This window comes from Cupriavidus basilensis OR16 (genome assembly GCF_000243095.1).
Taxonomy (GTDB): domain Bacteria; phylum Pseudomonadota; class Gammaproteobacteria; order Burkholderiales; family Burkholderiaceae; genus Cupriavidus; species Cupriavidus basilensis_D.
This window is the reverse complement of record NZ_AHJE01000017.1, coordinates 154,902-180,086: the sequence shown is the minus strand read 5'-3', so window position 1 is coordinate 180,086 and position 25,185 is coordinate 154,902. Positions and strand designations below refer to the sequence as shown.

Genomic DNA, 25,185 nt, shown 5'->3' with positions numbered 1-25,185 from the left:
CGCTCAATCGGGGGGCGGGGGCTGCGCACCCAGCGCCCGCAGCAGCCGCCAAGCCATCAAGCCGAGCACGCCCACCGCAAGCAGCAGCGCACCCCACAGGACGAAGCGCCGGTTGCGCTGGGTGTCGGCGGGCACCGCTGCGGCTTGCGGCGATGCCGTCATGGCGGTAATCCGCGCTTCGGCGATCACCGGCGCTGGCCCGGCCAGCAGCTCAGCCCGCGCGACCGCACCGGGCTCCTGCGCCGCGCCCGCGGGCTCGCCCACCGCCAGCGAGAACGGCGGCGCACCGCGCGCGACAAAGGTCACCACGGCGGGGCGCCAGCCGAGCGCCAGTAGCGGCATGCCGGCGCCAAGCCCGCCGGCGCGCGCCTCCACGCTCAGGCGCCAGAGGCGATCCGTATTGCGCCCGATCGCCAGCTGCGCGCTTTCCTGCTCGGTGCCCTGCGCGCCGGCAAGGCGATAAAGCTGTCCACGGCTGACCATGCGCCAGGACGATTGCGCATCGGGCCGGGACCACAGCGTGGCCTGCACCACCGTATTGGACTGCGGCAGGCGGATGCGCACGCGCTCGGCAGGGAAACGGCCGCCGCTGTCGAACAGGTAGTCGCCGCCGGGCTGGGCCTGCGTGGCAACGATGCCGTCGCGCCACTGCAGCGCCAGCGGAGAAGGCATGCTGAGCGCCACCGTCTCCACCTGCACGCGCGCCGGCGCGGGCGGCGCGCCCTGCCACTGCAGCCGCAGGTAACGCGCCCGCAGGCGCCCCAGCGCAATGCGGTCCTGGCTCAGCGAGCTGCCCTCGCGGCTCAGCCGCAACAGCTGCGCGCCGCCCGCGGGCTGCCAGTGCTGCAGGTCGTCGCTGCTGGCGACATCCACCCTGCCCTGGTAGTCGCCCTCCGGCAGCCCGATCACCACCGCGCTGGCGTCGTCGCGCAACTGGCTCAGGTCGAGCAGCCATGCCCCGGCCGTGCCGGCCGCGGGCGGGGTGCTGGCGGCGCGCAGCGCGCCGTCGGTGCCGATCACCACGCCCATGGGCGCGGCCTGGCGCGACTGCGCGGCCGGCAGCGCGAACCACGGCACATCGCGCAGCGTGCGCGCCTCGGCCGCCGGCTCGGGCGGCAGGTCCAGCGCATACGGCAGCAATTCGCCGGCGCCGTTGCGCACGCGCAGGTCGCCCAGTCCGGCCCGCGCGCTGTGGGTATAGACATCGGCATCCAGGGTCACGGCGTAGTACGCCGCGTCGCGGTCGGTGGCCAGCGCGAAGCGTTCGGCCTGTGCGGGTAGGGGCAGCAATAGCGGTGGCAACAGCGCAGCCACCAGGATCGGGAGCGCCCGCGCGCCTGCGGTTCGGAAAGCCGGCATCACGTCGCCTCCTCTTCCTTCGGCGGCAGGGGCGAGAAGTAGCCGATCAGCAGCAGCAGCACGCCCACGCCGATAAACGAGATGATCCGCTCGATGCCCTTGACGAAGGACAGGTCGAACAGGAACAGCTTGACCACCGTCACCCCCAGTAGCGCGCCCCCGACAAACCACAGCGCGCGCGCGCCCCGGCGGGTGGCCGCCACCATGGTAATCAGCGCCAGCACGGTCCAGAACACCGACAGCGACGCCTGTACCAGTGTGGAGCTACCCAAGGCCTGCAGCGTGTAGGGCACGCCGGTCCAGTGATGCAGCGTGCGCAGCAGCATCGCGTTAAGCCACAGGAACCAAACCAGAACACCGCCAGGCCATAGACCAGCACCTGCACCAGGTCCAGCGGGTTGAGCAACGGAGCGCGGCCCAGGATGGCGCCGGCCTGCGTCAGGTTGGCATATAGCGTCCACAGCCACATCACCACCACCAGCGGCGCCGAGGCCACGGCAAACAAGCGCAGCAGGCTGTCGCGGCGGGCCCAGAACAGCCCGGCCAGCGCGAAGGCGCCCCAGCCGGCGAGAAACACGAGCTGCAGGTTGATCGAGCGCAGCACGTCCATCACGTCGTAGCCGATGCCGAAGCGGTGATGCAGCGTGCGCAGCAGCGCGGCATTGACCCACAGGAACACCGTGGCCAGCGCGGCGTACTCGAGCGCGCGCGGGCGCGTGGCCAGGCCCTGCGCGGCAAGGCGGTGCTGCCACAATGCCACGGCCAGCATGGCCAGCAGCTGGGCGACATCGAGCGGGTTGAGCAACGGCAGGTAGAAGAGCGGTGCGGCGTCGCCATCGCTGGCCACGCTGGCAATGCTCCACAGCCACAGCAGTGCCACCAGCGGCAGCGCTCCCCACAGCAGATAGGCCTTCGAGAAGCGCGCCACCGGCCAGCGCAGGCGCCAGCCCCACACCGAGAGCAGCGCCAGCAGCGCGCCATAGCCATAGGCCCAGGCGCTCCAGCTCCAGGCGCCCTCGGGCACATAGGCGCGCAGCCGCCAGTAAGCCTCGGTGGACAACAGCACGCACACGGTCCAGAACAACAGCGCATGCATGGGCGCCAGCAAGGCATCGCGCTCATCGCCCTGCTGCCGCCACAGCAGCAGCCAGGCCGCGCCAAACACCACCAGCCAGGCGAGCGCGCCGAAGCCAAGCAAAGGCGACGCCGACGGCACGATGCAGCTGGCCACGGCCAGCACCGCCAGCAGCGGCGCCATGGCGTGCGCCGGCACGCTGGCCTGCTGCCACGCCAGGACGCGCCGCGCCAGGTGCGCCAGCCACGCGGTCAGCACCACCAACAGCGCGAGCCATGCAAACAGCGCGCGCAGCTTCCAGCCGAACACGCCGTACCAGTGGTGGATCTCGGCCACGCCGCCGCCCAGCCACCACAGCAGCCCCCACAACGCCGCGGCCAGGCCGAGCGGCGCGCATGGCGCGAACCAGGCGCGCGCCTCGGGCCGCCCGTGCAGGCGCCAGCCGCTGAAGACGCCGGCCGCCGCCAGCAGCAGCGTGCCCACATAGCGGCTGTTCAGCACCGGCCACGCCAGCTGCGTGGCCTCGAACAGGCTGCCGGCGGCAAAGGCCGCACCGGCCGCCAGCTGCAGCAGCAGCCCGCTGGCCAGCGCCAGGCGCCGCTGCTGCCGCACCCCCACCCACACCACGGCGGCGCCTTCCACGGCCCATACGGCGCTTGTGGTGCGCCCGTCGAACGCCAGCGGCACCGCCAGCGACGCAAAGATGACGCCCAGCGCCAGCACAGCCTCAAACAGCAGCCCCAAGCGATCGCGGCGCGCCGCCAGCCACGCCGCCAGCCCGAAGTAGAACGCCGCGAGCGCCACCGCGCTCCATGCCATGGCGAATGGAATGTTGCGCACCAGCGCGGCCTGCAGCCCCATGGCCAGCAGCGGCGTGCCGAACACCAGCGTGCCGTCCACGTAATCCCTCAGGCTGACCTGCCGGCGCAGCGCATAGAGCAGCGCGATGCCGGTATACATTGCCGATACCAAAGGTAAACGCAAAGCCAAGCAGGTTGAGCTGGCGCCAGGCCCGGAACCAGGCAATGGCAAAGATACCGGCATTGAGCAGCGCGTAGTAGCTGAACAGCATGACATGGCTGCCGCCGCCGGTTGAAATCAGCACCGGGGCAAGGAAGCCGCCGGCGCTGCCCGTGAAGGCCAGCGCCGGGGCGTTCTGCAGCACCGCGAGGCCACCGGCGAGCACGCAGATGGCCACCATCAGCGGGAAGGCGGCCGCGGCCGGCAGCAGGCCGTAGAGCTTGGTGGCGGCAAAGACCGTGAGGTACAGCACACCCACGCCGCCGCCCTGCAGCACCAGCGCATAGCCCGCGCGCCGCTCGCGCAGGCGCCAGCCCGCCAGCAGCAGCACCACCGCGCCGGCCGCCACGCCCGCCAGCCGGAACTCGACCGGCAGCATGGCGTTGTCCGAGGCGTACTTGAGCAGGAACGCCACGCCGAAGAACAGGATCAGGATGCCAACCCGCACCACGCTGTTGCCGCCAAGCAGCCAGCCGCGCGCGGCGGATATCGCGCGCTCGACGAAGTCGGGTTCGCGCGGCCCGAGCGTGGACGAAAGCGGTGGTTCAACGTGGCGCGCGCTTGCAGGTGCGGTTGCAGGCGCGGAAGTAGGCGTTGAGATCGGCGCGGGCGCCGCCACAACCGGGATCGGGATCGCCGCCGCGATGGACGGGGCTGGCGCCGCGACGCTGGCAGGCGGTGCGAAAGATGGCAATTCGCCGGCCGCAACCGTACCCGGCGCTGCGCCGGGGGCCAAAGTGGCCGATGTGGCTGAAGTGGCCGATGGGGTGCCCACGGTCTCGCCGCGCAGGCTCGCCATCTCGCGCCTCAGCGCGGACAGTTCCTGCTCGAGCCGGAGCACACGGGCTTCGAGCGGATCCGCCGGGGCGCCCCGCACTTCGCCGTCGCCGGGAGGCCGGGCAGGCCGGTCGCTGACCATCCAGCCAAAACCGAAGCCGAGTACCGCGCCCGTCAGCGCACCGCCAAACCCGGCCGCCACCAAGCCGAGCACCAGGCCAATCACCCCGAATATCCAGCGCATCAGATCAGGTTTCGCCTAAGAAGGTTGGGGAAGGCGGCGGCCGTTGGCGCGGATACTGCGTTTACCGGCCCCGGTCACCGCCTGCTTCCTGCGCGTCCAGTGTAACGCCAGGACGACATTTCGAGGCAACACCAGCCGACCAGGCGCTTACTCGTCGCCGCCCTCCTTATGGATATTGATCACATGCCGCGCCTCGAACCAGAGCGGCATGCCGGGCGCCATTTCCTCGGTGCAATAGGGCTGGTTGTCCAGCTCGCCGCCGTAGAGATCGCCGTCGCGGCCGGTCACGGTCACCCACATGCGTTCCACGTGCTGCTCCTCGCGGTCCTGCTCGTCCGCGGTGACGATACGAAAGATCAGTTTCACCAGCTGGCCGGCCTGCAGGGCCTGCCGCTCCGCCAGCGCCGGCACCCAAAACGTCTCGGGGTGCGCCTCGCCGATGACCTCGCCGTCGTCGAGCTGCCAGCCGTCTTCCTCGATGGTCGCCAGTCGTTTTTCCATGTCAGTCCTCTTAAGAAATTCGTCCTTCACGGGCGGCATCGTAGCAAATGCGCCATGAGGCCGCGCGAAGGGGGACATGCCGCGCGAGTCGCTTTAAGATGACAGATCGAAGGAGAAAGCACCCATGGCGGCAAACAGCAACGTGGCAAAAAAGGTGGCAACGAAGGTGCCGAAGAAGGTGGCACTGAAAGCAGCGAAGAAGGCGGCGCCACCGGCGACAAACATCGTGGCGGACACGGAGCGCCAGCGCTGCAGCTGGTGCGGAACGCTGGAAGACTATTGCCATTACCACGACAACGAATGGGGCTTTCCCGTTGACGACGACCGGCGCCTGTTCGAGAAGCTATGCCTGGAAGGTTTCCAGGCCGGCCTGAGCTGGCTCACCATCCTGCGCAAGCGCGAGGCATTTCGCCGCGCCTTCGCCAACTTCGAGATTGAAAAGGTGGCCCGCTTCGGCGAACGCGATATCCAGCGGCTGCTGGGCGACGCCGGCATCGTGCGGCACCGCGGCAAGATCGAGGCCGCCATCAACAACGCGCAGCGCGCCCGCGAACTGCTGGAGACGGAGCCGTCGCTGGCCGCGTACTTCTGGCGCTTCGAGCCCGATCCGGCCAGCCGCCCCAAGCTCCTGACGCCGGAAGTACTGCGCACGATGGCCATCTCACCAGAATCCACCGCCCTGTCCAAGGACCTGAAGAAGCGTGGCTGGCGCTTTGTCGGCCCCACCACGATGTACGCGCTGATGCAGGCGATGGGCCTGGTCAATGATCATCGGGAGGGCTGTATGACGCGCGAGGAGGCCTTGCTGGCAAGGAGAGCATTCAAGGTGCCGCGTTGAGCTGACGTAAACGCTGGGGCGATGGCTGGCGGAGGTATACCTGCGAAGCGCCATGTCGAACGCGGACAACGTATACGTCCGCCGCAATGGTCGCCCTATGTCTTTCTTTATTGTTTACGTATACCAATATAGTAGTAGTAGGTAAACGGCCTCTTTTTCCGTGGATAAGCCGGCTTTTCCCTTTCTGCTCAATGACTTGCAAATAAGATAAGTCCTAGGGAATACCCCGATCTCGCGGGATATCCGGTGGGCGTATACGTGCCGCGCAAAAACGGCCCGAAAGTTGTTCGTATACGCCCCACAACCCACCCCCAGCCGGGGCACAGCTTTCCTGCCTGCTTATCCCCAGGGTTTTGCGTAGTTATCCACAACGGGACCGGGGCATTCGTCCCTAGCCTTCATCCATCGCGTGTTGCGGCCCGACCAACCGTGGCCAGCCTGCCTGTCTGCAGTTCTCCAACAGGTTTACCGGGAAAAGTGGCGATACATCCGCTATTGGCGCCGCCAGGCGGATGGCATGGTCCATGCGGTTAAGGGTTCTGAGCGCGGCGCCGATGCACGTTTTCTCCCCCACGGTCCCGCCTGGCGTCATCGCTCCATAGGAGAACCGTCATGCACATCAACTGCCATGAACCACGAGAGAGCCGGCCCTGTTCGGGTATGCAGGGCGCGATACGCACGCTGCGGCGAGGCGTGCTGCTGATTCGCGTGCTCGCGCTCTGCGCGAACAGCATCGCCCATGCCCAGCCCGCCGCACCGGTTCAGTCATTGGTCACGCCCGAGCAGACTTTTGCGCCGGGCTACCTGGAAGCTGTCGCCACCGGCTATGACAACGGCCAGGCGCTGCCAGGATCCGAGGGCATCGCGCCCGTGCGGCTGCCGCATGCGCCCGCCATGCAGTTGCGGCCGTCCCCGGCGCCGTCGGCACCGGCATCCACGGCCGTAAATCCGTCGGTGGTCCCGGTTTCGCAGAAGACCCGCCGCGAGCGGCCGCAGTGAGCCACGAGAAACGACGTGCGCCGCGCGGGCGCACCGCGCCATCACGTCCAGCGCGATGTCGGCATGCGCGCGAGAGAGTGCCGCCCCAAACAAAAAAACGCGCTACGTCGTTAAACGTAGCGCGCTGTCTTGTACCGCGAATCTGGTGGACCGAAGGAGGATCGAACTCCCGACCTCTGAGGATCGAACTCCCGACCTCTGCATTGCGAACGCAGCGCTCTCCCAGCTGAGCTATCGGCCCGTGACGAACGATTGTAGCTCAGTTTTTCGCGGCTGTTCAATCACGTTGCCATGCCTGCGTTGCCGCTCATGCCGCGCACCGTCGGCAGGTTCAACGGGCGTGCCGTGACCTCGCCGGAGGCGCGCAGCCACTGGGCCATCAGGTCCCAGATCGGGGGGCTGCCGCCTTGGCGGGCTTCTTCCGAGACGGGTGCCCAGCCGGCTACCTTGTAGGTCTTGGCGGCGTCGATGGGCTGGCCCTTGAGGTGCATCCCGGTGATGCGCCGGCCCATCGCCGCAGTGGGGTCGATGGTGTATTGCAGGCCGCCCACGCGCACCATGTCGCCGCCTTGCTGGTAGTAGGGATCCGGGTTGAAGAGGTTGTCGGCCACGTCTTCGAGAATGGTCTTGATGGTCTCGCCGCTCATCGCGGTGACGGTGGTGTGCGGATAGGTGATGGCGGTCTGGTCCATCAGGTGTTCCATGGTGATGGCCTGCCCCGGCAGCAGCGTGGTGCCCCAGCGGAAGCCGGGCGAGAAGGCAATCTCGGCGCCTTGCACGTCCATCAGCCCGTCCAGGATCAGCTGGTCGAAGGTGCCGTTGAAATTGCCGCGGCGGTACAGCAGGCCACTGTTGCGCGCGAGCACTTCGCCGAGCTGTTTCTCGTAGGGCGCGCGCACCTTGGCGATGAGCGCGTCCATGGCGGGATCGGCGGCGAGGTAGTTGGCGAAGACCGGCAGCAGGCGGTAGCGGAAGTCGCTGACCTTGCCGCCCTTGACGTCGAAGTCGAGCACGCCGAGGAACTTGCCGTTGGAGCCTGCGTTGGTGACCAGCGTGGTGCCGCCGGCGTTCTTGACCGGCACCGGCGCGGGCATGCCGTCGTGCGTGTGGCCGCCGAGGATGGCGTCGAGCCCGCGCACGCGCGAAGCGAGCTTGAGGTCCACGTCCATGCCGTTGTGCGACAGCAGCACGACCACCTGCGCACCCTTGCCGCGCGCCTGGTCGATGACCTGCTGCAGGTTTTCTTCCTGGATGCCGAAGGTCCAGTCGGGTGTGAAGTAGCGCGGGTTGGCGATCGGCGTGTAGGGGAAAGCCTGGCCGATGATGGCCACCGGCACGCCGTTCATCTCGCGGATCACGTAGGGGTCGAAGACGGGGTCTCCGAAGTCGTTGGTCTTGATGTTCTGCGCGAGGAAGGCGACCTTGCCCTTGAAGTCGCGCTCGACGATCTCGGTGACGCGTTCGGCGCCGAGCGTCATCTCCCAGTGCGGGGTCATCACGTCCACGCCCAGCGCCAGCGCGGCGTCGACCATGTCTTGCCCGCGCGTCCACAGCGCGGTGGCCGAGCCCTGCCAGGTGTCGCCGCCGTCGAGCAGCAGCGCGCCGGGCCGGCCGGACTTGAGCTGCTTGATCAGGGTGGCGAGGTGGGCGAAGCCGCCAACCTTGCCGTAGCGGCGCGCAGCTTCGGTGAAATCGAGATAGGTGAAGGCGTGGGCCTGCGCGCTGCCGGGGGCGATCCCGTAGTGGCGCAGGAAGGCCTGCCCGACCAGGTGCGGCGGCTTGCCCGCGTAATCGCCCACGCCGAGGTTGACGTTGGGCTCGCGGAAATGCAGCGGGCGCAGTTGCGCGTGGCAATCGGTGAAATGCAGCAAGTGCACGTTGCCGAAGCGCGGCACGTCATAGAGCTTGCCGGCGGCCTGCGCGGCTTGTGCGTCAGTGGCGGGAAAGGTCATGCCGCCGGCGCCGGCGATAGCCAGCACCTGCAGGAACTCGCGTCGGTTCATTGTCTCGTCCTGTGCATGTCATGCGCCGGTGTCTGGCTCTTGCGACCCGGCATCTTGTGGCCGATGCGGCCGATGTGCCTACTTCTGCGCTGGCGTGGCGTACCTGGCCAGCGCAGCGACTTCTTCTTCCAGCATCTCGCCGACTTCCTTCTGCACGACCTTGCCGTGGCCGTCGATCACGTACAGCTCGGGCAGGCCGCGGCGCTTGCCGAGCACGGCGCGCAGGGCGGGCGTGTCCATCGCGGCCGCAAAGGTGTAGCCGTGTTTGGCCATGTAGGTGGCGGCGTCCTTGGGATCCTTGTCGATGCTGAGTGCCAGCACCTGCAACCCGCCACGCGCGCCCCCGGTGCTGTCGTAGAGCTTTTGCAGGCGCGGGTTCTGCAGCGCGCAGAAGGGGCACCACGATGCCCAGACTTCCACCACCAGCGGCCTGCCGGCCAGGTCGGCGGAGGTGACAACCCGGCCGTCGAGCAACTGCACCGGCGGCAGGCGCACGGTGTCGCCCACCTCCAGCGCGGCGGCCGCGCCGCTCCAGGCCAGTGCGGCAAACAGCAGCACGCGCGCGTGGGCGTGCCAAAGGGAGCCGGCCAGGCGGCTAGGCGTCATCGCGCCGCCTTACTGGTTGACCGGCGAGGCCGGGTCCAGCAGCAGCGCCATCACGTCGCGGATCTGCTGCTCGGTGAGGATGCCCTTGTGCCCGAAGCGCGGCATGTTGGAGCAGGCCGAGAACGCGCTGGAATCCCAGATCTTGCCCCAGGTGTACTTGAGCACCGCCTCGGAGTCGCCGCGCAGCTTGCCGTACTGGTACAGCGACGGGCCGATATTGCCAAACGAGATCTCGGCCTTGGTCATCTGGTGGCAGGCGTAGCAGTTGGCGCCGTTGGGGCTGCCGACCGTGTCGGAGAACTGCATGCCGCGGCCGTTCTGGGCGGTCTTCTCGCCCTCCTTCCAGTCGCCCAGCCATTGCTTGTCGGTGGGGTACTTGATCTGCTTGAACTCGGCGGCCTCGATCTTCCTGGCCACCGCGGCCGGCACCTTGGAGCGGTCGGGGTAGTCGCTGCAAGCCTTCTGCATGGCATCGCGATCGAGCACGCCTTCGACCGTGGCGGGGCCCTTGGAGGTGAAGGAGCCTTCGATCAGCTTCTTCATGTCGGCGTCGCTGACAGCGGCGACCTTGGTGGTGACGTTGGCGGGCTTTGTGGCCTTGGCCGGCTTGGCGCCATCGTCTGCGTGAGCCATGCCACCCAGGCAGGCCAGCATGGCGAACATGGCCAGCGTGCCGTGTGCGTATTTATGCGCTTGTCTCATCTCTGCTCTCCCTTCCCTCAGCGCTTCATGGCCGGACCGTCATACGTGCCGCCGTTCGCGTTCCTGGCGAGGAACAGGCTCAGCGCGGTGATCACGTCGGACCCGTAGGCAGGCTCGGGAAAGCGCTGCTGGCGCAGGCAATCATAGAGGCGGTGCTGCATCGAGCGGACCTCGCCCTGCGAGACGCGATAGGCGGGCCACGTGGTGTAGGCGGCTTGCGCGCCTTGCTTGGTCAGCAGGTTGGGCAGCTCTTGCAGCCGGATGCGCTGGCCGTCCACGGCGTGGCAGGTGGCGCAGGCGAAGTCGTAGGCACCGCCACGGTAGAAGAACATCTTCTGGCCAAGGGCGTACACGCGCTTTTCTTCGGGATGGTTCAGCTCCACGTTCATCTAGGCGCCCTTGGTCACGCCGGGGCCCTTGCCCAGGTCGCATTGCTCGAGCGAGGCATTCTTGGGGCCGGCAGGCTTTTTCCAGAGTTCTTCGCCCGCGGCTTCCCACAGCTCCGCCGGGTTGCCCTCGGCGAGCATCTGCCGGTACTTGGCGATTTCCTCGGCGGTGCTGCCTTGGGCGTGCACCGCCGCGGCGGCAAGCGCCACGGTGCCGGCCAGTGCCAGCGCGGCGCCGGTGCGGCGGCGTCTGATCGTTTTCATGGGGCTTCTCCTCGGGGCCTCGGGAGCCTGCCGCCAAATGGCGCCAGGCCGCGCGGGCCGGTCTTATTGCTTGTCTTCCCGTTGCGTGGCGCCCGGTGTGCGCCGCCTTGTGCCCGGTCTTACTTACGGCTTGAGGTAGGCGTAGCCCTCATCGAATTGCAGCTTGGCCACCTCGACCACGCCCGCCGGCACCACCTTGGCTTCCATCAGCAGGCTGGATTCAGGAATCTTGCGCGCCGTGAGCGTGTTGCGGCAAACGCGGAACTCGACGCCGGACGCAGCCAGCGCACCGACGGCGGCCTCAAAGGTATTGCCGCGCGCATCACGTGCGCCTTCCACAATGAAGTCCACGCCGTAGCCAAACGCCACCACCACGATCTTGGTATCCGGCGCGGCGTTCAGGTGGTTGCGCAGGTTGGCCATGGCGCGCACCGCCTGGTCCGTGCCTTCGGACAACTGATAGACCACCTTGACGCGCCCGCCCTTGCCGGCAGCCGCCGGCGCCGCTTGCGCCGCTGCCTTGGCGGTCAGGCCGATCGCCGCCAGTGCCGCCGTTGCTCGAATAAATGCTCGCCGCATGATTGCTATCCTTCCGGTCGTACCCCCGCGCGCAACATGCGCCGGCCCGGGCCCGACATTCGACCTGAACCATAGCAGAGGATGCCGCCGCCCGCTCGGTCTGGCCGGATCAGGAAATGGTGGCTTCGTCGGTCCGCTTGTCGCCGCGGTTGTCGACCCACGTCACCGTGACCTTGTCGCCCTTGGCGCCGCCCTTGAACTTGAAGTTCAGGAAGGGGTCCTTGGACACCGCCGGGCCGAACTGGGCCTGGAATACGTCTTTGCCTTTGCACTGTGCCGTCACGCTCTGGATATGCCAGGCGGGAATGGTCTTGCCGGACGCGTCCTTGCGCTGGCCGGTTTCCATATCGTGCTTCATCAGGATCTTGACGTCGACCACACCGCCGTTCTCGGCGGCACGTACGCGCATCGGGTCTGCCATGTTCTTTCCTCTTTCAGGTAGTGGTGGGGCGGGAAACCCGCCTGGGTGGATGGGAGCGTGGCCTTAGCCGCCGCAGCCGCCCAGCGTCACCTTGATTTCCTTGGACGCCACGTACCATTTGCCGCCGGCCTTGACGGCGGCGTACACCATCGAGGTCTGGCCCATCTTCACCCGCGTGGAGACGAAGGGCTCGGTGCCGGCCGGGATGATGAAATCCGCTGCCAGCGTGTTGGGGTTCTTTTCCACCAGGATGGCGATCTGCTCGGTGCCAGGGATGTTGCTGGTCACGGCGACCGGCACCACGGCGCCGTTCTCGGCGATGTCTGGGGCGGTAAAGACGATGGCGGTGCTCTTCTCGGTTCCGCTGCCGCCAAAGGCCTTGATGACATCGGCCACGCTCTTGCCGTCAAAGGCGGTCTTGTTCCACTCCGCGGCCTGCGCCTTGCTGATCAGGCCGGTGGCGGCCATCAGTGCGAGCACGGAGGTGACCCGCAATACGTCTCGTCGTTTTGAATGCATTGTTTCCTTTTCTCCTGCGTTTTCCGTTCCGGCTTGGTTTTCTGTTGGCCTGCCGCGCCTTGTTCGCGCGGCAGCGGGCGGTGCATTGCCGCCCTCGCACAGGGGCGCCAGCGGCGCCCCTTGGTCCCGAAGCCGTAACCGGTCCGGGCAGGGCTTGCCCTGGCTGTGCTTACTTGGCCGGGGCGCCTGCCAGCACCCACTCCACGACCGTCTTCAGGTCGGCATCGCTCAGGGCGGCATTGGCGGGCATCGGCACCGGGCCCCACACGCCAGCACCACCACCCTTGACCTTCTTGGTCAGCGTTGCCAGCGCGTTCTTGTCGCCCTTGTACTTGGCCGCCACGTCCTTGTAGGCCGGGCCAACCAGCTTCTTGTCGACCTGGTGGCAGCCCATGCAGGCGTTCTTGTTGGCGATTTCCTGGGCCTTGGCGGCATCGACCGCAGCGTTGGCCGAGGCGGCGCAAGCCAGCATCAGCGTTGCGATGACAAACTGCTTCATGGATATGCTCCGAACTTTGAAGAGCCGTGGGGACGGCGAAAAGCCCGCTCGCTGCCGGTGTTGCCTGTCGGCACGGCCGGCGCGGCGGCGCGCTGGCCACGCCACGGGCATGGGGCGGCCAGCCCGCTATTTTGCCTCAAGAATCCACCCCACCACGGTGCGCAGGTCGGAATCGGGAATCTGCGCTTGCGGCGGCATCGGCATGCTGCCCCAGGCGCCTTGCCCGCCTGCCCGGATCTTGCGCGCGAGCGCGTCCTGCGCATCCTGCCCTTTGTACTTGCGCGCGACCTCGGCAAAGCTCGGGCCAACCAGCTTGCGATCGGTGGCGTGGCAGGCCATGCACTGGTACTGGCTAGCCAGCTGCGCGCCGGGCACTTGCGCCGTGACGCCTGCCGGCGCTGCGGGCGCGCTGGCGCCGGCAGCCCAGCCGCGCGTGGGGCCGACAGTGCGCTGCTGCGCGGCCAGCTCGCCGTGGGCATCGCGGGCGTAGGCCGGCATGGTGGACACGACCTTGACCGTGGCCGTGGCCGTGCAATCCTTCATGCACGCCGTATTGTGCGTATCCGCCTGGCCCCGCCCGGGCCACAGGCCGTGCTGCAGGGTCATGCCATTGCGGTTTGGCATTTTCTGCTGCACCTCAGCGATATTGCGATCCGACAGCGTGAAGTCCGCCGGCACGATATCGCCCAGGTTGAGCAGGTAGGCCGTAACCGCGTAGACGTCGTCGGCGGACAGGCTCCGGGGTGCGTTCCACGGCATCGCGCGGTGGATGTAGTCCCACAGGGTGCTGACCGTGCTGACCTTCATCAGCGTGGTGCGGTAAGGCTGGTTGCCGGTCAGCGAGGCTACCCGCCCCCGCTTGATATCCTCGGCGGTGGTGCCGCCGACGATGGGCGAGAACACTTCGTTGGATTCGCCGAAATCGCCATGGCACGAAGCGCATTTACCGTCCCAGACGGCCTGGCCGCGCGACACCGTGCCGCTGCCCCTGGGCAGGCCCTGGAAGTCGGGGCGCACATCGATATCCCAGGCCTTGACCTCGGCCGGCGTAGCGGTGCGGCCGAGCGCCGCGCGCGCGCTGCCCTCCGGCGCGGCGGCCATTGCCGCATGCCCGCACAGCGCGGCGGCGCAGGCCATCAGTGCCGCGCGCCCGGCGTTAGTCAACATGGACATTGGAGACCTCGCCGCCATCGGCCACCTGCCAGCTCTGGATGGCGTTGTTGTGATAGATCGAGCGCGCGCCGCGCACCGCACGCAGTTGCGCCAGGCGGGGCTGCACATAACCGGTCTCGTCGATGGCGCGGCTCTGCAGGATGGCCGGGGAGCCGTCCCACACCCAGTCCAGGTTGAAGCGCGTCAGGCATTTGGACAGCACCGGCGTTTCCAGCCTCGCGGTGCGCCAGTTGCGCCCGCCGTCGACGGAGACATCGACGCGCTTCACGCGCCCGCGCCCGGACCACGCCAGGCCGCTGATGTTGTAGAAGCCGCGCCCCACCAGATGCTGCCCGCCGGAGGGCGTGGTGATGACGGACTTGCATTCCTGGATCGAGGTGTACTGGCGCAGCATGCCGTCGGGCATCATGTCCACGTAGTGCACGGTCTCGTCCTTGGTGTTCCACGGCTGGTCGCCGAGCTCCAGCCGACGCAACCACTTGACCCATGACACGCCCTGCACGCCGGGCACCACCAGGCGTAGCGGGTAGCCGTTCTCGGGGCGCAGCATCTCGCCGTTCATGCCCCAGGCGACGATGATCTCGTCGGCCAGCTCCATCGGGATGGTGCGGGTCATGCCCGAACCGTCGCCGCCCTCGGCCAGCAGGTAGCGCCCGCGCTTGAAATCCGCGCCGGCATCGTCGAGCAGGACCTTGAGCGGCACGCCGGTGAACTCGCAGCACGACAGCATGCCGTGGGTGTATTGCACCGTGGGCACCGCCACGTTGCCCCATTCCATGCCGGTATTGGCGCCGCACTCGATGAAGTGCATGCGCGACACCGCGGGCAGGCGCATCAGGTCGTCCATGGTGTAGACGCGTGGCGCTTTCACCAGGCCATTGATCATCAGGCGGTGGCGGGCCGGATCGATGTCCTGCCAGCCCTGGTGATGGCGCTCGAAGTGCAGGCCGTTGGGCGTGATGATGCCGAAGAAGCCTTGCAGCGGGGCAAAGGACACCGAGGCCGCCGACACCCGCGTGAGGCCGGGCGACTCGCGGCGCACCAGGTTTTTCTCGAACAATGACGGCTGGCCGTAGGGACGCGCGGCGACCGGCTGGCCGAGCGAGGTAGCCCAGGGCTGTGGGGTGAGGATGGCGGCGTCGCCGGCAGCGTCATCCGCTGCGCGTGCCCGGCCCGCGACGCCGGCGGCCAGCGCCGCGGCCGCGCCCAGGAAGCTCTTGCGCAGGAAATCCCGGCGCGGGCTGTCGGACGCGCCTACGCCGTGTTGCGTGATGTCTTGCTGCAGCGAGGCGCTGACGAAATGCTCCGGCGCACGCACGATGCGCCCGGGGCGGCTCTGTTCCGGCACTGCGGTCTCCTCCGGCTCGCGCGTGCGGCGCAAAGGCGCCGCCGGCAAACCTGTTGTGGGTCAGCGCCCGCGCAAGCGGACGGCTGCCGTCAAACCCTGGTGCGAGCGCTGCTGCCTTAGCGGCTGCGCCGACGCGGTGCCGGCGTGGCCGGCATGAAGCGATCGACCATGCTCGCCGGCAAGGCGTTGTCTTCCAGCCGGCTGGCGACCTGCACGCAAACCGTGCGGCACAGCTCGATCACGCTCTCGTCCTCGATGGCGTAGAACACGAGGTTGGCCTCCTTGCGGCGCGACAGCACGCCCGCGCGGTACATCGCGGTGAGATGGCGCGACACATTGGTCTGCGACGATCCCACCGTTTCCACCACGGTGCCCACCGGCTTCTCGCCATCGCACAGGGCGTGCAGGATCTTCAGCCTGGTGGGCTCCGCCAGCAGGCTGAAATACCCCGACACTTTCTCGAACACGCGATCCATCTCATCCATGCCGTTCAATATATTCGTATATGCGTAATTGCGCATATAGTGTTTACCCCTTTGTGCAGTGCTTCCAGATTCAGGCTGCGCTGCAACCTCGGGGACATAAGCAAAGCGCACCGTTGCCGGTGCGCGCCGTGACTGCCTTGGACGGCCGCGTGCTGCTTTCAGCCCAGCATGTCGGTCCAGATCGCATCCGCCCACGATTGCGCGTAAGTGCCTTCCAGCGCGTTCGGCGCCGCTGACAGGCCGCCCGATCCGGGCACCGTGACCATGGTCCTCTGCGCGGCATCGTAGCGATGCACGCTGGCGATATGGATGGCCTCGCGCGCGGAGGTGAAGCTGTAGCAGGTGTTGTTGTACAGCGGCTCGGGGTTGGGCGCGTGGCCGGCTAGCAGCGACACGATGGCGGCGGCGGCCACCTTGCCATGCTGGTTGGCCATATGGCCCGACTTGGGCATCAGCGGCGCGATCTGGATGGCATCGCCCAGCACGTGGATATTGGGCGCGGCCTTGGATTCGAAGGTGAGGAAATCGACCTCGCACCAGCGGCCGTTGGCGGTGGCCAGCCCGCTTGCAACGGCGATGGCCCCGGCCCGCTGCGGCGGCAGCACGTTGAGCACGTCGGCGCGTTCGTCGTCCTGCACCTCGAACTTGAGCGTGTGGGTGGCAGGGTCCACATCGACGGTGTTGTACTGCGGCCGGTACTCGACCCTGTCCTTGTAGCGCGTGGCCCAGACCTGCTTGAACAGCGCGCCCTTGGAGGTGACGTCGGGATTGGCGTCGAGGATCAGCACCTTGCTGCGCGGCTTGGCCCGGCTGAAATAGTCCGCGACCAGGCAGGCGCGCTCATAGGGGCCGGGCGGGCAGCGATACGGTGCCAGCGGAATGGTGATGGCGAAGGTGCCGCCGTCGCGCATGGCTTCGAGCTGGCGGCGCAGGCCCACCGTTTGCGGGCCGGCCTTCCAGGCGTGCAGGATCTGCTCGCCGCCGGGCTGGGCGAGGCCGGGGATCTCGCCGCTGAGCACGTCCACGCCAGGCGAGAGCACCAGCCTGTCATAGGCGAGCGTGCCGCCACCCGCCAGGCGCACCTCGCGGCGCGCGGCGTCGATCGCGCTGACATGGTCGCGCACGAGTTTGACGCCGTGGCGTTTGGCCAGGGCATCGTACGACAAGGTGATGTCGCCGATGCGCTTGCTGCCGGCGAGCACCAGGTTGGACAGCGGGCAGGAGACGAAGCTCGCGTTGGGCTCGACCAGCGTGACCTCGATGCCTTGGCCGCTCCATTCGCGCAGGTACCGCGCCGCGGTGGCGCCGCCAAAGCCGCCGCCTACCACCACCACTTTTGCCTTGCGCGCCGCGGCCTGCGCGCCAAGCGTGCCGAACATGGCCGTGCCGGCCAGCGCGCCGAGAAATTCACGTCGTTGCAGCGCTTGCCTTGCTTGAAGTCCTGCATCGCGCCCGGCGAGTGCCGGCACTGCGCTGCCCGCGGGCGCGCGGCCTGCCGGGCCGTGGCAGCCGGCGCAGGCCGCGGCCCAGTTGCGCGCCTGCAGCGTGCCGGGGTCGGGCGCCTGCGCGCGCGCGCCGCCCGGCAAGGCCAGCAGCGCCAGGGCCATTAGCGCCATTAGCGCCATTAGCGCCGTCAGGGCAGCCGGTGTGGGGGTCTGGTTCATGGTGTTCGCTCCGGGGTCGCGCCGCGAGGGCGTGCCAACCCTAACACAGCGCAGCGCGCGCATGTGACGCGAAATCCGCAGATCGAACTGCGCCGGCTGTCGCAGGGGGCGGCGCGCAAGCCGGAACCTGACGGTCCGCCTTGCGCGCCGGAGCGCTCAGGGCAGGTTGCGGCCGGGCGGCAATGCCACGGGCGAAGTAACGGGCGACGTCACCGGGCTGGCCGTGGCGCCCGCGGCTGCGTTGGGCGCGGCCGGCGCCGTCTGCGAAGGCGCCGTCTGCACCGGCGCGGGCGTGCCGGACGTTGCATCTGGCGGCGTGGTCCGCCCGGTGGCGGCGGCGTCGAGCCTGGCGGCCTCGGCTTCGGTCACATAGTCGAATGCCTTGACCACCTTGACCACGCCACTGGCGTTGCGCGCCACATCGGTGGCGCGCTCGCCCTCTGGCGGTGTGACCACGCCGAGCAGGTAGACGACGCCCTTCTCGGTGACGATCTTGATCGAGTTCGAGGGCACGCCATCGGCGGTGACCAGCATGGTCTTGACCTTGCTGGTGATGAAGGTGTCCTGGCTCTGGGTGACGAACGACGGCGACGAGACGATCTCGAGCTCGTCGACCACCTCGCGCGCATTGGGCAGGCCCTTCACGTATTGCTCGATCTGCTGCTTGACCGTGCTGTCCTTGGCTTCACCGGTCAGCAACACCTTGCGGTTGAAGACCGACACGCTGACGCGGGCCTGGCCGTTGTAGCGCGAGTTCAGCGTGTTCTCGGCCTCGAGTTGCAGGCCGCGGTCGATGGTCTGGGTGGCGGTGGGCCGGCGGTCGGTGGCCATGGTCACGCCGCCGGCCATCCCGGCGGCGATGACCGGGAAGCAGCCGGCGAGTTGGGTGGCCGCCACGGTCAGGGCCGCCACCATGGTAGCGGTGCGGGCCAGGCGTGGCAGGTGCCCGGTCAGCCGGGCGGCGCGGGATTCACGCGAATTGGGCAGAGTCGTCATGCGGTCCTTGCTGAAAGCGGTGAGGCAATAATGGGCTGAGGTAGCAAAAGGCGGCGGCACCGCGCGGCAGGCTGGAGGGGGGGCACAGGCCTCACCCCTCGCCCAGCAGCGCTTCGTCGATGCCGTCGCACAGGCAATGCAGTGTCAACAGGTGCACTTCCTGGATACGCGCCGCGCGCTCGCTGGGCGCGCACAGGTGGACGTCGAACTCGCCGAGCAGGCCGGCGAGCTCGCCGCCGCCCTGGCCGGTCAGCGCCACCACGCTCATGTCGCGCTGCTTGGCCGCCAGCACCGCTGCGCTCACGTTGGCGGCGTTGCCGGAAGCGGATATGGCGAGCAGTACGTCGCCCGGCTGGCCGAGTGCTTCGACCTGCTTGGAAAACACCAAGCTGAAATCGTAGTCGTTGCCGATGGCGGTAAGGATGGAGCTGTCGGTAGTCAGCGCGATCGCCGCCAGGCCCGGGCGCTCGCGCTCGAAGCGGCCGATCAGGTCGGCAGCGAAGTGCTGGGCAACGGCGGCTGAGCCGCCGTTGCCGCAGGCCAGGATCTTGTTGCCGCTGGTGAGCGCGCCCACCAGGCGCTCGATTGCCGCGGCGATATGCGGTGCCATCACGGCGGCGGCCTGGCGCTTGGTTTCCGCGCTGTCAAAGAAATGCTGCTGGATGCTATCGATATGCATGGCTCGATCGGCCTTCTTGTTTTCAGATGCTCTTCAAATACGGCATGCGCCGCAAGATACCGCGCATTATGACGCAGGCGCCCGGGCTGCCTGCCGCTTCATTGCCCCGCGCCGGCATCGAACGCATCGCGGATCCATTCGAGCCGGCCTGGCTCCAGCGCAACCACGTCCAGCCGGCAGCGCGGCCCGCCGCCCGGCCCCGCTTGCGCGGCCAGGTAGTGCTGCGCCGCCAGCAGGATGCGCCGCTGCTTGGCCGGCGTGACGCTGGCCGCCGCGCCGCCAAAGACGCGGCTGGCGCGCTGGCGCACCTCGACAAACACCAGCGTGCCGTCGGCCTCGCGCATGATCAGATCGATCTCGCCGCCTTTGCAGCGATAATTGCGCACCACGAGCGCCAGGCCCTGCCTTTGCAAGTAGTCCAGCGCGCGCGACTCGGCCCGGGCTCCCCGCGCCTGCGTCGGCGACATCGTGGATTTGAATGATGGATTCACCGGAAGTTCTCAAGCATGACTGACTGGATCTCCCTGGCGGCCGGCCAGTCCTACCCGTCCGGCACCCTGTATGTGGTTGCCACCCCGATCGGCAACCTGGCCGATCTCTCGCTGCGGGCGCTGCACGTGCTCGGCCTGGTCGACGCCGTGGCCTGCGAGGACACCCGCAACACCGGGCAGTTGCTCACGCGCGTGGGCCTGCACCGCCCGCTGCTGGCGGTGCACGAGCACAACGAGCGCGAAGCGGCCGAGCGCATCAACGCGCGGCTGGCGGCCGGCGAGCGCGTTGCCTATGTGTCCGATGCCGGCACGCCCGGTATCTCCGACCCGGGGGCGCGGCTGGTGGAAGCGGCGCGCGCCGCCGGCCACGCGGTGGTGCCGCTGCCCGGCCCGAGCGCGACGGTGGCGGCCTTGTCGGTGGCGGGCGCGATGCTCGACAGCGGTGACGGCCGCTTCACCTTTGCCGGCTTCCTGCCGCCCAAGGCGCGTGCGCGCGCCGATGCCATCGCCGCGCTGGCCACGCTGGACCATGCCTGGGTGGTGTATGAGGCGCCACACCGCATCGCCGACACGCTGGCGGCGCTGGCCGCCGCGCTGCCGGCCGGCCGGCGGCTGCTGATCGGCCGTGAGCTGACCAAGCTGTTCGAGGAAATCAAGGTGCTGCCCGTGAGCGAGGCGCCGGCCTGGCTGGCCGCCGATCCATCGCGCGCCAAGGGCGAGTTCGTGCTGGTGGTGGAAGGGGCATCGCCCGCGGCGGCGGACGCTGGCCTGCCCGATGCCCGCGCCCAGCAGGTGCTGGGGCTGCTGCTGGCCGAGTTGCCGGCCAAGCGGGGCCGCCAAGCTGGCCGCCGCCATCACCGGCGCGCCGACGGATGCGCTGTATCGGCTGGCGCTGGCGCAGCGCGCCGAGGGTGGCGCGGACGACCAAGCCACGGAGTAAGCCGGCGGCGAGGGCGGCGAGGGCGGCGCTGGCGCAGTCGGCGTCGCGGACCTGGCAGGGCTGCATGGTCCGCGCCCCGGCTCAGCGGCTCTTGCGCTTGGTGGCCGCCGGCTTGCGCGCCTTGCGGGCCGTGCGCGCCGGCTTGGCGGGATTGTCGGCCATCTCGGTACCGCTGGAGGCATCGTCGCCGCCATCGCCCGCATCGTCGTCGCCTGGCGCGAGCTGCGGCCCCAGCGCCGCTACCTCGGAGCGCGACAGGCGCCGGATTTCAACCTGCGTGGAGCCGTGTTCGGTGAAGCCGAGGCGCTTGGCCGCACCGTAGGAGACATCGAGCACGCGGTTGCCGTGATACGGCCCGCGATCGTTGATGCGAACCACGGCGACCTTGCCGTTGCGCAGGTTGCGCACCATCACCCAGCTGTCGAGCGGCAGCGAGGGATGCGCGGCGGTCATTGCGCGCATGTCGAAGCGCTCGCCATTGGCGGTCTTGCGGCCATGGAAGCCCTTGCCATACCAGGACGCCATGCCGCGCTGCTCGAAGGAACCGAGGTCGGGCCGCAAGCCCTCCAGCGAACCCTGGCCGGCGCCTTCGCCCAGCGCGTCGTTGCCACCGCCCCAGCGGAACAGGCCCCAGCCGTTGCTGTTGCTGTTGTCTTTCTGGGCATGATCGGCCGCCTCGCCCTTGGCGACGTCTGCGGCCTTGCCATTCTTGCCGCTGTTTTTGTCGCCCTTTGCCGTCTTGCCCGGCTTGGCAGCCTTGGCACTTCCGGGGGTGGCGGCGGTGGGCGCGCCCTCCTGCGACTCATCCGCCGGCGGGATCGCACAGGCGGCCAGCGCCAGCGCGCACGAGGCGTGCAGGCACAGGCGAACGATCCGCCCGGGGCGGGAAAAATGAGGGGGGAACCAAGGCATCGCGGGAGTCTAGCATCACGCAGTTACACCTATGGCCTTGATTATGTTACGAATTGTCTGTAACGCGCCGTAAAAACCGTACCCGATTCGGCGGCGGCCGGGCGCAATGCCAGTCCTGGCAAGGCTTTCACGGTGTGATGCCCGCATGGCTCCATACCCGGGCCGCGCTGCCGGGCGCAGCACGTTCCAGTGTGCCCGACGCTACAATGCCAAGACTATTCCAATCGCGAGGCCACCCGGCGGTTGCATCCATTGTGGCGCATCAGGCGCCCATCGGCTCCGTGGCATTTCGTGTTTCCCCTCCTGAATTCCGCTCCATGCAAGTCCTACTGATTCCCGTGACGCCCTTCCAGCAGAACTGTGCGCTGCTGATCGACGAGACCACCGGCCGCGCCGCGGTGACCGATCCCGGCGGCGACCTTGACCGCATCCATGCCGCGGTCAAGGAGCATGGCGTGACGCTGGAGAAGATCTTCCTCACGCACGGCCACGTGGACCATTGCGCGGGCGCCGCGTCGCTCGCGCGCGAGCTTCAGATCCCGATCGAGGGGCCGCACGAGGCGGAGCGTTTCTGGATCGAGCAATTGCCGGAGCAGACCCGCCGCTTCGGCTTTGGCCACGCCGAGATCTTCGAGCCGCAGCGCTGGCTGGACACGGGCGACACCGTGCAGTTCGGCAGCGAGACGCTGGAGGTCTACCACTGCCCGGGCCACACGCCCGGCCACGTGGTGTTCTTCTCGCGCGCCAACCGGCTTGCCATCGTGGGCGATGTGTTGTTCGCGGGCTCGATCGGGCGCACCGACTTTCCGCGCGGCAACCACGCCGACCTGATCCGCTCGATCCGCACCCATCTGTGGCCGCTGGGCGAGGACGTCACCTTCGTGCCCGGCCACGGCCCGGTCTCCACCTTTGGCGAAGAGCGCAAGAACAACCCCTATGTGGCGGACCACCTGATGGATGTGGGCTAAAGCCCGCCACCCCGCTCTTTTCGATCCTCATTCCCAAGGCAGGCCATGGCCAAGCAACAGGCACCCGACACCCGTCCCGAAATCTATGTGAGCACCGACGTGGAGGCCGATGGCCCCATCCCCGGGCCGCACTCCATGCTGTCGTTCGGCTCTGCCGCGATGCTGGCGGACAAGACCGTGCTGAGCACCTTCTCGGCCAACCTGGAAACGCTGCCGGGCGCGGCCGGGCATCCGGCACAGATGCAGTGGTGGCAAACCCAGCCGGAAGCCTGGGCCGCCTGCCGGCGAGACCTGGAGCCGCCCGAGCGGGCCATGGTGCGCTACGTGGAGTGGGTGGAGAGCCTGCCAGGCAAGCCGGTCTTCGTGGCCTTTCCGGCTGGCTTCGATTTCACCTGGATGTTCTGGTACATGATGCGTTTTGCCGGCCGCTCGCCGTTTGGCTGGGCCGCGCTTGATATCAAGACGCTGGGGTTCGCCATGACCGGGCTGCCCTACCGCAAGACCGTCAAGCCGGCGCTGCCGGCCGAGTGGAAGGACCCGCTGCCGCACACCCACGTGGCGCTGGACGATGCGCTGGAGCAAGGCGCGCTGTTCTGCAACATGCTCGCCGAGCTGCGCGCGCGCGAGGCCACGCTAGCCGCCGCGCAAGCGTTGGCCGGAAACGATGGCGTGCCGCCGGCTCCCGCGGCCTGAGCAGGCTTGCTGTGCGACGGCCTCGCATCCTGGGCCACGCCAACTATAGTTAAGACGTATATGGCAATCGAACCCACCCCGTCTCAGGGCTGCCGCGGTGCCACGCCATATACGGCTTGCACGGCCTCGCGAGCCACGCCCAGGAGGTGTCGCCCATGCGTTTCCATCCCGACCTGCATTTGCGCCATATGGCCGGCCGGTTGCACTGGCCGCACGTGACCTCATCCTCGCGCGAGTCCACCCGCCCGCATTCCCTGGAGGAAGACGCCGAAGTCGCCAAGGCCACGGTCTACGTGAGCGCGGTGACGCTGGTGATCCTGCTGGTGGTCCTGGCGGCAATCGCTTTCGGCCAGGAGGCCATGCACTGGCTGGGTGTTCATTAGACGACCCGCCTGAAGCAGTTCAGCCTCCCTGACCGGGCCGGCCCCCACCTAGGTGGGGGCCGGTTTTATTTCGGGGCCGAGGTTTGCCGGCGCCGGCTCAGGCCAGCAAGGAGGCGACGTTCTCGGGCGGACGGCCGATGGCGGCGCGGCGGTTGCGCACGACCAGCGGGCGTTGCAGCAGGATGGGATGGTCGGCGACCGCGCCCAGCACCTCGGCATCGGTCAGGCCCGGATCGGCCAGGCCCAGCTCCTTGTAGGGGGCTTCGTTGTCGCGCACCATCGCGCGCACCGGCACGCCCAGCATGGTGTGGAGCTGCTTGAGCGTGGACAGCGTGGGCGGCGTCTTCAGGTATTCCACGATCTCCACGGGCTCGCCCAGCCGGCCGGCGGCTGCCTCGACCAGCGCGAGGGTTTCGCGCGACTTCGAGCAACGGGGGTTGTGGTAAATGGTAATCATGGCGGTACTCCTGGTTCGACCGATGCCCCGGCACCGGGGCTGAAAGCCGCACTATACAAGCGGCGCTGCCCAACCGCATGCCCCCGAGAGGTGGCATCTCCGCTCAGGGCTGGCTTTCGTTTTCCGGCGCCAGCCGCAGCAGGGCCGCCACGGTGGCGCGCAGCCCGGCGCGCAGCGGCTTGTCGTGGCGCAGCACCAGCGCCAGCGTGCGCGCGAGCGGCGGGGCCAGCGCTCGCACGGCGATGCGCGCGCGCGGCTGGCCCGGGGGCAAGGCCATGCCCGGCAGCACCGAATAGCCCAGCCCGGCGCCCACCAGCTCCTTGATCGCCTCGACACTGTCGAGCTCCATCACAGGGCGCACGCTGATGCCGGCGCGCAAGAACCATTCGTCCACCAGCCGGCGCGTATTGCCGCCGGGCGAGAACAGCACCAGCGGCCGGCCGGCGAGATCGGCCGGCGTCACGATAGCGGGCAACGGCTCGCCGTCGGCGGGGCCGATGGCCACGAACGGGTCTTCCAGCACGGGCGTGATGTCGAACATGCGGCCAGTGGCTGGCAGCGTCACGAAGGCCAGGTCGAGGGCGTTGTCCTCCACCCCCTTGAGCGCCTCGCCCGTGTTTTCCGTGCTGACCACGATCTCCAGCGCCGGCATGGCGCGGCGCAGGTCGCGCAGCACCGCGGGCAACAGGTAGATGCAGGCGGTGGCGCCGGTGCCCAGCCGCACCCGGCCGACCACCCCACCAGCGTGGCGGGCCATGCTGTCGTCGGCGGCGGCCAGCGCCCCGGCCACGCCGCGCGCATGCGCCAGCAGGTCCTCGCCGGCGGCGGTGGGCAGCACATGGCGCCCCACCCGTTCGAGCAGGCGCAGGCCATAGCGCTGCTCAAGCTGGCGGACCTGCAGGCTGACGGCCGGCTGGCTCAAGCCGAGCCGCTCGGCTGCCGCCGAGAAGCTGCCAAGATCGCAAACCAGCGAAAAGGCTTGCAGGAAGTCGGGGTTGAGATGCCGCATGCCAAAGAATTTCTTATGCGCCGCATAAGTCAGCGAAGCTTCCTTTATAGCATCGGCACACGTTAAGGTAGCAGCGTGCCCCGGCCCTTGCCACTGCGGGGCAGCTTGCTGCAACACGGCTTTCAACCACGTATCGCTTTTCCTCCGGTATCGGCTACGCTCGAACCGGCTCACCTGTCCACACTGCTCGCCGCG

At 68.4% G+C, this 25,185-nt stretch carries 24 protein-coding genes, 1 tRNA gene and 3 pseudogenes; 6 read left to right on the top strand and 22 right to left on the bottom strand.

Annotated features, from left to right (window positions below; all coding sequences use genetic code 11):
• Window positions 1–3 precede the first annotated feature (3 nt).
• The 3 genes and pseudogenes from OR16_RS07540 to OR16_RS07525 all read right to left on the bottom strand — a co-directional run bounded on the left by OR16_RS07540 (window position 4) and on the right by OR16_RS07525 (window position 4,976).
• Window positions 4–1,359: a DUF3999 domain-containing protein gene (locus OR16_RS07540; protein WP_006157363.1), complete on the bottom strand. Its 1,356-nt coding sequence runs from the start codon at window positions 1,357–1,359 to the stop codon at window positions 4–6.
• Window positions 1,359–4,475, bottom strand: a pseudogene (locus OR16_RS07530) (DUF2339 domain-containing protein). Before OR16_RS07530 ends, OR16_RS07540 begins: the two are co-directional and overlap by 1 nt.
• A 147-nt stretch (window positions 4,476–4,622) precedes the next feature.
• Window positions 4,623–4,976 carry a DUF2314 domain-containing protein gene (locus OR16_RS07525; RefSeq protein ID WP_006157359.1) on the bottom strand — a complete coding sequence of 118 codons (354 nt, stop codon included), beginning with the start codon at window positions 4,974–4,976 and terminating at the stop codon, window positions 4,623–4,625.
• A 124-nt stretch (window positions 4,977–5,100) separates the two neighbouring features.
• On the opposite strand from OR16_RS07525, the gene OR16_RS07520 reads away from it, so the two are divergent.
• Together OR16_RS07520 and OR16_RS44470 are read left to right on the top strand one after the other, a co-directional pair.
• On the top strand, window positions 5,101–5,814 hold the full coding sequence (locus OR16_RS07520; protein WP_006157358.1) for a DNA-3-methyladenine glycosylase I: 714 nt from the start codon (window positions 5,101–5,103) through the stop codon (window positions 5,812–5,814).
• A gap of 612 nt (window positions 5,815–6,426) precedes the next feature.
• The gene (locus OR16_RS44470) at window positions 6,427–6,813 is read left to right on the top strand and encodes a hypothetical protein (RefSeq protein WP_192816413.1); all 387 of its coding nucleotides are present in this window, start codon (window positions 6,427–6,429) and stop codon (window positions 6,811–6,813) included.
• 143 nt (window positions 6,814–6,956) lie between these two features.
• Here OR16_RS44470 and OR16_RS07510 read toward each other — a convergent pair.
• From OR16_RS07510 to OR16_RS07435, 16 genes and pseudogenes are all read right to left on the bottom strand, one after another.
• Window positions 6,957–7,054: transfer RNA gene (locus OR16_RS07510), tRNA-Ala, on the bottom strand.
• A 40-nt stretch (window positions 7,055–7,094) separates the two neighbouring features.
• Window positions 7,095–8,816 (bottom strand): thiosulfohydrolase SoxB, encoded by a 1,722-nt coding sequence (gene soxB / locus OR16_RS07505; protein ID WP_006157357.1) that lies wholly within the window; start codon window positions 8,814–8,816, stop codon window positions 7,095–7,097.
• A gap of 78 nt (window positions 8,817–8,894) precedes the next feature.
• Window positions 8,895–9,422: a TlpA family protein disulfide reductase gene (locus OR16_RS07500; protein WP_006157356.1), complete on the bottom strand. Its 528-nt coding sequence runs from the start codon at window positions 9,420–9,422 to the stop codon at window positions 8,895–8,897.
• Between the two features lie 9 nt (window positions 9,423–9,431).
• The gene (soxX, locus tag OR16_RS07495; protein WP_006157355.1) at window positions 9,432–10,124 is read right to left on the bottom strand and encodes a sulfur oxidation c-type cytochrome SoxX; all 693 of its coding nucleotides are present in this window, start codon (window positions 10,122–10,124) and stop codon (window positions 9,432–9,434) included.
• A gap of 17 nt (window positions 10,125–10,141) precedes the next feature.
• Window positions 10,142–10,774: pseudogene (gene soxA / locus OR16_RS07490) on the bottom strand (sulfur oxidation c-type cytochrome SoxA).
• A 123-nt stretch (window positions 10,775–10,897) separates the two neighbouring features.
• Window positions 10,898–11,353 carry a DsrE family protein gene (locus OR16_RS07485; protein WP_006157354.1) on the bottom strand — a complete coding sequence of 152 codons (456 nt, stop codon included), beginning with the start codon at window positions 11,351–11,353 and terminating at the stop codon, window positions 10,898–10,900.
• A 109-nt stretch (window positions 11,354–11,462) separates the two neighbouring features.
• Window positions 11,463–11,774: a thiosulfate oxidation carrier complex protein SoxZ gene (gene soxZ, locus OR16_RS07480; RefSeq protein ID WP_006157353.1), complete on the bottom strand. Its 312-nt coding sequence runs from the start codon at window positions 11,772–11,774 to the stop codon at window positions 11,463–11,465.
• 63 nt (window positions 11,775–11,837) lie between these two features.
• The gene (gene soxY, locus OR16_RS07475) at window positions 11,838–12,293 is read right to left on the bottom strand and encodes a thiosulfate oxidation carrier protein SoxY (RefSeq protein WP_043350495.1); all 456 of its coding nucleotides are present in this window, start codon (window positions 12,291–12,293) and stop codon (window positions 11,838–11,840) included.
• Between the two features lie 169 nt (window positions 12,294–12,462).
• Window positions 12,463–12,792 carry a c-type cytochrome gene (locus OR16_RS07470; protein WP_006157351.1) on the bottom strand — a complete coding sequence of 110 codons (330 nt, stop codon included), beginning with the start codon at window positions 12,790–12,792 and terminating at the stop codon, window positions 12,463–12,465.
• A gap of 126 nt (window positions 12,793–12,918) precedes the next feature.
• Window positions 12,919–13,965: a c-type cytochrome gene (locus tag OR16_RS07465; RefSeq protein WP_043418871.1), complete on the bottom strand. Its 1,047-nt coding sequence runs from the start codon at window positions 13,963–13,965 to the stop codon at window positions 12,919–12,921.
• Entirely contained in the window at window positions 13,949–15,313 is a 1,365-nt protein-coding gene (gene soxC / locus OR16_RS07460; protein WP_043418870.1) for a sulfite dehydrogenase, read from the bottom strand. The genes OR16_RS07465 and soxC overlap by 17 nt, the downstream gene beginning before the upstream one ends.
• 116 nt (window positions 15,314–15,429) lie before the next feature.
• Window positions 15,430–15,834, bottom strand: coding sequence for an ArsR/SmtB family transcription factor (locus OR16_RS07455; protein WP_006157348.1), 405 nt, complete (start codon window positions 15,832–15,834; stop codon window positions 15,430–15,432).
• Between the two features lie 122 nt (window positions 15,835–15,956).
• Window positions 15,957–17,177, bottom strand: coding sequence for an NAD(P)/FAD-dependent oxidoreductase (locus OR16_RS07450; protein ID WP_085961277.1), 1,221 nt, complete (start codon window positions 17,175–17,177; stop codon window positions 15,957–15,959).
• 441 nt (window positions 17,178–17,618) lie between these two features.
• Window positions 17,619–18,458, bottom strand: coding sequence for a BON domain-containing protein (locus OR16_RS07445; RefSeq protein WP_006157346.1), 840 nt, complete (start codon window positions 18,456–18,458; stop codon window positions 17,619–17,621).
• A gap of 91 nt (window positions 18,459–18,549) precedes the next feature.
• Window positions 18,550–19,137 (bottom strand): phosphoheptose isomerase, encoded by a 588-nt coding sequence (locus OR16_RS07440; protein ID WP_006157345.1) that lies wholly within the window; start codon window positions 19,135–19,137, stop codon window positions 18,550–18,552.
• Between the two features lie 98 nt (window positions 19,138–19,235).
• On the bottom strand, window positions 19,236–19,604 hold the full coding sequence (locus OR16_RS07435; protein ID WP_006157344.1) for a YraN family protein: 369 nt from the start codon (window positions 19,602–19,604) through the stop codon (window positions 19,236–19,238).
• 39 nt (window positions 19,605–19,643) lie between these two features.
• Here OR16_RS07435 and rsmI point away from each other — a divergent pair.
• A pseudogene (gene rsmI, locus OR16_RS41025) lies at window positions 19,644–20,568 on the top strand (16S rRNA (cytidine(1402)-2'-O)-methyltransferase).
• An 81-nt stretch (window positions 20,569–20,649) separates the two neighbouring features.
• Here rsmI and OR16_RS07425 read toward each other — a convergent pair.
• Window positions 20,650–21,480, bottom strand: a complete 831-nt coding sequence (locus OR16_RS07425) for a septal ring lytic transglycosylase RlpA family protein (RefSeq protein WP_006157342.1) — start codon at window positions 21,478–21,480, stop codon at window positions 20,650–20,652.
• 317 nt (window positions 21,481–21,797) lie between these two features.
• Between OR16_RS07425 and OR16_RS07420 the strand changes: the two genes are divergently transcribed.
• From OR16_RS07420 to OR16_RS07410, 3 genes are all read left to right on the top strand, one after another.
• Window positions 21,798–22,448: an MBL fold metallo-hydrolase gene (locus OR16_RS07420; protein WP_006157341.1), complete on the top strand. Its 651-nt coding sequence runs from the start codon at window positions 21,798–21,800 to the stop codon at window positions 22,446–22,448.
• A 45-nt stretch (window positions 22,449–22,493) separates the two neighbouring features.
• On the top strand, window positions 22,494–23,141 hold the full coding sequence (locus tag OR16_RS07415) for a hypothetical protein (protein ID WP_006157340.1): 648 nt from the start codon (window positions 22,494–22,496) through the stop codon (window positions 23,139–23,141).
• 155 nt (window positions 23,142–23,296) lie between these two features.
• Window positions 23,297–23,524 (top strand): hypothetical protein, encoded by a 228-nt coding sequence (locus OR16_RS07410; protein WP_006157339.1) that lies wholly within the window; start codon window positions 23,297–23,299, stop codon window positions 23,522–23,524.
• Window positions 23,525–23,621: 97 nt separating this feature from the next.
• Here the strand turns inward: OR16_RS07410 and arsC are convergent, their stop codons facing one another.
• Complete coding sequence (arsC, locus tag OR16_RS07405) at window positions 23,622–23,981, bottom strand: arsenate reductase (glutaredoxin) (protein ID WP_006157338.1); 360 nt, start codon at window positions 23,979–23,981, stop codon at window positions 23,622–23,624.
• Window positions 23,982–24,084: 103 nt separating this feature from the next.
• Entirely contained in the window at window positions 24,085–24,990 is a 906-nt protein-coding gene (locus tag OR16_RS07400; protein WP_006157337.1) for a LysR family transcriptional regulator, read from the bottom strand.
• Between the last annotated feature and the right edge of the window lie 195 nt (window positions 24,991–25,185).

Coding starts and splice junctions, on each gene's coding strand:
- OR16_RS07540 (WP_006157363.1), bottom strand. CDS start 1,359: ATGCCGGCTTTCCGAACCGCAGGCGCGCGGGCGCTCCCGATCCTGGTG.
- OR16_RS07525 (WP_006157359.1), bottom strand. CDS start 4,976: ATGGAAAAACGACTGGCGACCATCGAGGAAGACGGCTGGCAGCTCGAC.
- OR16_RS07520 (WP_006157358.1), top strand. CDS start 5,101: ATGGCGGCAAACAGCAACGTGGCAAAAAAGGTGGCAACGAAGGTGCCG.
- OR16_RS44470 (WP_192816413.1), top strand. CDS start 6,427: ATGCACATCAACTGCCATGAACCACGAGAGAGCCGGCCCTGTTCGGGT.
- soxB (WP_006157357.1), bottom strand. CDS start 8,816: ATGAACCGACGCGAGTTCCTGCAGGTGCTGGCTATCGCCGGCGCCGGC.
- OR16_RS07500 (WP_006157356.1), bottom strand. CDS start 9,422: ATGACGCCTAGCCGCCTGGCCGGCTCCCTTTGGCACGCCCACGCGCGC.
- soxX (WP_006157355.1), bottom strand. CDS start 10,124: ATGAGACAAGCGCATAAATACGCACACGGCACGCTGGCCATGTTCGCC.
- OR16_RS07485 (WP_006157354.1), bottom strand. CDS start 11,353: ATGCGGCGAGCATTTATTCGAGCAACGGCGGCACTGGCGGCGATCGGC.
- soxZ (WP_006157353.1), bottom strand. CDS start 11,774: ATGGCAGACCCGATGCGCGTACGTGCCGCCGAGAACGGCGGTGTGGTC.
- soxY (WP_043350495.1), bottom strand. CDS start 12,293: ATGCATTCAAAACGACGAGACGTATTGCGGGTCACCTCCGTGCTCGCA.
- OR16_RS07470 (WP_006157351.1), bottom strand. CDS start 12,792: ATGAAGCAGTTTGTCATCGCAACGCTGATGCTGGCTTGCGCCGCCTCG.
- OR16_RS07465 (WP_043418871.1), bottom strand. CDS start 13,965: ATGTCCATGTTGACTAACGCCGGGCGCGCGGCACTGATGGCCTGCGCC.
- OR16_RS07455 (WP_006157348.1), bottom strand. CDS start 15,834: ATGCGCAATTACGCATATACGAATATATTGAACGGCATGGATGAGATG.
- OR16_RS07450 (WP_085961277.1), bottom strand. CDS start 17,177: ATGTTCGGCACGCTTGGCGCGCAGGCCGCGGCGCGCAAGGCAAAAGTG.
- OR16_RS07445 (WP_006157346.1), bottom strand. CDS start 18,458: ATGACGACTCTGCCCAATTCGCGTGAATCCCGCGCCGCCCGGCTGACC.
- OR16_RS07440 (WP_006157345.1), bottom strand. CDS start 19,137: ATGCATATCGATAGCATCCAGCAGCATTTCTTTGACAGCGCGGAAACC.
- OR16_RS07435 (WP_006157344.1), bottom strand. CDS start 19,604: ATGTCGCCGACGCAGGCGCGGGGAGCCCGGGCCGAGTCGCGCGCGCTG.
- OR16_RS07425 (WP_006157342.1), bottom strand. CDS start 21,480: ATGCCTTGGTTCCCCCCTCATTTTTCCCGCCCCGGGCGGATCGTTCGC.
- OR16_RS07420 (WP_006157341.1), top strand. CDS start 21,798: ATGCAAGTCCTACTGATTCCCGTGACGCCCTTCCAGCAGAACTGTGCG.
- OR16_RS07415 (WP_006157340.1), top strand. CDS start 22,494: ATGGCCAAGCAACAGGCACCCGACACCCGTCCCGAAATCTATGTGAGC.
- OR16_RS07410 (WP_006157339.1), top strand. CDS start 23,297: ATGCGTTTCCATCCCGACCTGCATTTGCGCCATATGGCCGGCCGGTTG.
- arsC (WP_006157338.1), bottom strand. CDS start 23,981: ATGATTACCATTTACCACAACCCCCGTTGCTCGAAGTCGCGCGAAACC.
- OR16_RS07400 (WP_006157337.1), bottom strand. CDS start 24,990: ATGCGGCATCTCAACCCCGACTTCCTGCAAGCCTTTTCGCTGGTTTGC.